Below are 3,991 nucleotides of genomic sequence, written 5' to 3'. Positions count from 1 at the left end.
CGAAATAAAACGCTGTACAGCAATGGCTATAGTTAATACGGGTTTTGGTGCTTAATCCAAAGTTTAGAGCTTTCAACCAAGTCCGCCAAATCTTTTGATTTGGCTTTAAAACAAAAAAGATAAAACAAAATAAAAAGTTTTGGCTAAGTGCTTAATCGGAAATTTAGTAATTTTAATTCCCGCACTAACCATAGCCTAAACGTTATATGCAAGCTGAAAAAAATCCAAACTATGATTAAACATTGTTTTATAACCTTAATATTTCTTTTCAATTTCACCATTGTAATTGGACAAACGGAAACGCAAATAAAAATCCCTGAATTTGATGATAATTTCAGTAAAACGGTCCAAATCCTTGAAAACAGTAAAACTGATATTGACTATAAATCATTTAGAGAAAGTTTTATTGAAAGTGAACAATTCAAAATTGCGTCTGAAAAAAGTTCTGAATTTAGAGATTTGAAAAAAGGAATGTATCGACAAATGTCTGAATCGAAATACGACAGCATTATTACTACAACAAAAAAAATGTTGAGTATTGACTACACGAGTATGACAGCGCATAAAATATTAAGACAGACCTATGAAATTATCGGAGATACAATTAATGCAAAAAAATATAAAACAATTCAATTTGGACTTTTAAGGTCGATTGTTAATAATGGAGATGGAAAATCTTGCGAAAATGGTTGGTCTGTGATACAAATATCTGAAGAGTATTTTATTTTAAATATGCTCGGAGTCGAATTAAAAACTCAAAGTATAGATGGTGGAGTTTGTGACCGAATGGAAGTTACTGATGAAAATGGAGAAGATAAAACTTATTATTTTGAGATAAGTAATATTTTTAAAGCTCGTGAAAATTTGAAACGGAAATAAAGCCTGCACATAACAATATATATAAAAAATAGGGCTTTTGTGCTAACTCTAAAGTTCAGTGTTTATTTACAAAGTCCGCTAAATATAAAATTTGGCATTTAAACGAAAATTAAAAACAAAATTTTTATATTTAGCTAAGTATTAAACTCGAAATGTAGTGCTTATCATCTGCCCTACTTTCCATATACGAACCGTTAGCAAAAATACCTAAAAACAAATCTAAATTAGGAATACGACCGAATTGAAAAGCAAAACAAAACTCTTACTACTTCTAAAAGTGGATAAATTATCGGACTTAAAAGAAAATGCCAATTTTTATATCGCGTTAGGAATAAGTTTAATAATCAGTTTGCTGATAACATTACATCCTTCCAATTTAGAAACGCTGAATGAGCTTGGTAATCTGAAATGGATTATGGTAATGGCTGGAATTGTTGGAATGACCGGATTATCGATAGTTGGAATTTTTGGATACGTTTTACTAATTGTTTATTCGATACCTTCCATTAAACGTAAGATAAAAGAGAAACAGATTTCATCAATTTTCGGAACTATTTTTCAATTTTTTATGATTGTTGCTATGACTTGGCCTATTCCAATGTTAGTAATTAAATCATTTGCAAAATTATATTTTAATTATACCTTTCCAGACTTTTTCTAAACTGACCTTAGACTGACTTAGGTTATCAAGAATAGAAAAGTACTTTTGCTAACAATGCCTATAATTAATACGGACTTTGGGTTTTACGCCAAGGTCTGTGTATATTTATGATGTCGCAAAATCTTTGGGATTTTGCTTTCGAACTAAAAAAGAAAAAACAAAACCAAAAGCTTTTGCTTAGCGCGTAGTTGGAAATCCATCGGATTTCCGCGCCGCACTAATCATAGCCTGACCGTTAGTCTCAAGTTAAAAAATATCGTTTTTCATAATTATATTATTGTTTATCAATAATTTTATTATATTTGAATAATAATTTATTCGAACATGAAAAACACCATTTTATTTAAATCGCTAGTCGACATTCTTTATTTCCTTCACTTTATTGGATTGATTGGAATAGTATTTATTATACCCTTTGGCATTGTAAATATCAATCAAGTCAATATAAATGTTGAAGATTGGAGTATGTTCTATTGGGCAATTCTAATTTTGAGTTTAATCACTTACGTAATATTTCTAAGAGGATTATATTTTTTAAGAAAAATGGCAAGGTTCTTACTATCAAATAAATATTTCTCGGAAAAAATTATTGGCAATTTAAAAAAATCAGGGAGTCATTTTTTGCTTACTGGAATTATTTCATTTGCACTTTATGCTATTCTGTGGCTAAATAAACTCTATGGAGGTAAATTTGAACTAATTTATGACACCAACTTATTAGTTCCTCTCTTTTTAACGATTATTGGAATGTTTTTTATCATCCAAAGTAACACGCTCAATTTGGCAAAAAATATAAAAGAAGAAAATGAACTAACAGTTTAATTTATGGCTATAATAATAAACCTTGATGTTATGCTAGCCAAACGAAAAATGAAAAGTAAAGAACTCGCAAAAATAATTGGAATTACAACAGCCAATATTTCAATTTTAAAATCGGGAAAGGCTAAGGCTATTCGTTTTTCGACATTAGAATCTATATGTAAAGCTCTTGATTGTCAGCCTGCCGATTTAATGGAATATTCTGATGCTGAATAAAAAACCTGTGGCTAACAATGCCTATAATTAATGTGGGGTTTAGGTTTTTACGCTAAGGTCTGTGTATATTTATGAAGTCGCAAAATCTTTAGGATTTTGCTTTGAACAAGAAAAAATAAAACAAAACAAAACAAAAAGATTTGGCTACGAGCTGTGGCGGTTTAGGAATTGCTTCTTTGCTCCCCACACTAATCATAGCCTGAACGTTGTAGCACATTAGAAGAAACTTATGGGATTAGCGATAGAAATAGTAAAATTTTTTAGCCCTATTACTTTGCCAAAAGTAAATGGGAGTACTCAGCCAACCTCAATTGCTGATTTTAACAACTCAAAATCAGGTATGAATTTGTTGGAAATCGTAAGGTTCTGTGATATTCTGGAAAGACAAAACATATTACTAAGAGTTGGGAATAAAGATAGGTCAATGATGGGACCTTGTTATGTTTCAATGATTGAATCCCCTAAAAATGAACTGAATGAAAGTTATGACTTGTTATGTGGTGGGTTTATATCAGTTAGAAATAAGTTTCAAAATTCAATATTTCCTTTAATAGCTACAACAATAGAAGGAAAACCAGACATTGGAACTGCCTTCTATATGCGAACAGCAACAGATTTTTTTATAATTACAGCATATCATTGCATTGATAAAATGTCAGAAGTACAAATACCGTTGTCTGAAAAAGTAAATGTTGAACCTATTAAAATTTATAAATCTCAAAACGAAAATGTAGATATTGCTATAATTCAAGTCAATAAACTAAATGAAATACACATACCAATGTTTACAGACGAATGTAAAATTTTAGATGATATATTAACTATTGGATATCCGCCAATTCCAGGTTTTGATGCCTTTCAAATTGCTGAGTTAGCTACTGTAAATTCTACAATCAGAGCATCAAAAGGAAATATTCTTGGTATCGAAAACTCCTATTTAGACAGACTTGATTACTTATTATTAAATGCAAGAGTCAAAGGAGGTAATAGCGGAAGTCCAATAATAAATAATTTAGGTTACGCTTGCGGAATATTAGTAAATATACCAACAAACCCACAGGACAATACTAAATTGGATGACTTAGGATATGGATTAGGTTTGTCTTCAAAAGAAATTGACTTAATAATTCAAAATATAGAAAACGAAAAAACAGTTGAAATAGGTTTTGAACTGACAGAAAACGGATTTAGAGTGCGTTAATAACGTGCTACAACAAAGTATATAAAAAATAGCGCAAGTTGTTTCTAATACAAAGGCTTGGGCATTTTTGGAAAGTCGCCAAATTTTTAAATTTGACGAATTCTCAAAAATAAAGTAATTAATAAAATTTAAAAATTCGGCTTGTGTATTATCCGAAATTTATCGCTTACTTTCAGCGCTACTTTTCATATACGAGACGTTGTGCAACATATTGA

The 3,991-nt window shown here is 30.1% G+C and carries 5 protein-coding genes; all 5 read left to right on the top strand.

Annotated features, from left to right (window positions below):
* Positions 1-231 precede the first annotated feature (231 nt).
* Positions 232-879: a DUF4919 domain-containing protein gene (locus KO500_RS00040; RefSeq protein ID WP_215954449.1), complete on the top strand. Its 648-nt coding sequence runs from the start codon at positions 232-234 to the stop codon at positions 877-879.
* A gap of 277 nt (positions 880-1,156) precedes the next feature.
* On the top strand, positions 1,157-1,540 hold the full coding sequence (locus KO500_RS00035) for a hypothetical protein (RefSeq protein WP_215954448.1): 384 nt from the start codon (positions 1,157-1,159) through the stop codon (positions 1,538-1,540).
* A gap of 324 nt (positions 1,541-1,864) precedes the next feature.
* Positions 1,865-2,362 carry a DUF2975 domain-containing protein gene (locus KO500_RS00030; RefSeq protein ID WP_158977296.1) on the top strand — a complete coding sequence of 166 codons (498 nt, stop codon included), beginning with the start codon at positions 1,865-1,867 and terminating at the stop codon, positions 2,360-2,362.
* A 3-nt stretch (positions 2,363-2,365) separates the two neighbouring features.
* Positions 2,366-2,575, top strand: coding sequence for a helix-turn-helix domain-containing protein (locus tag KO500_RS00025; protein WP_158977293.1), 210 nt, complete (start codon positions 2,366-2,368; stop codon positions 2,573-2,575).
* Positions 2,576-2,804: 229 nt separating this feature from the next.
* Positions 2,805-3,776, top strand: coding sequence for a S1 family peptidase (locus tag KO500_RS00020; protein ID WP_215954447.1), 972 nt, complete (start codon positions 2,805-2,807; stop codon positions 3,774-3,776).
* Positions 3,777-3,991: the final 215 nt, after the last annotated feature.

This window comes from Cellulophaga baltica (assembly GCF_018861125.1).
In the GTDB taxonomy this organism is placed as follows: domain Bacteria; phylum Bacteroidota; class Bacteroidia; order Flavobacteriales; family Flavobacteriaceae; genus Cellulophaga; species Cellulophaga baltica_A.
This window is presented reverse-complemented; position numbering and strand designations above follow the sequence as displayed.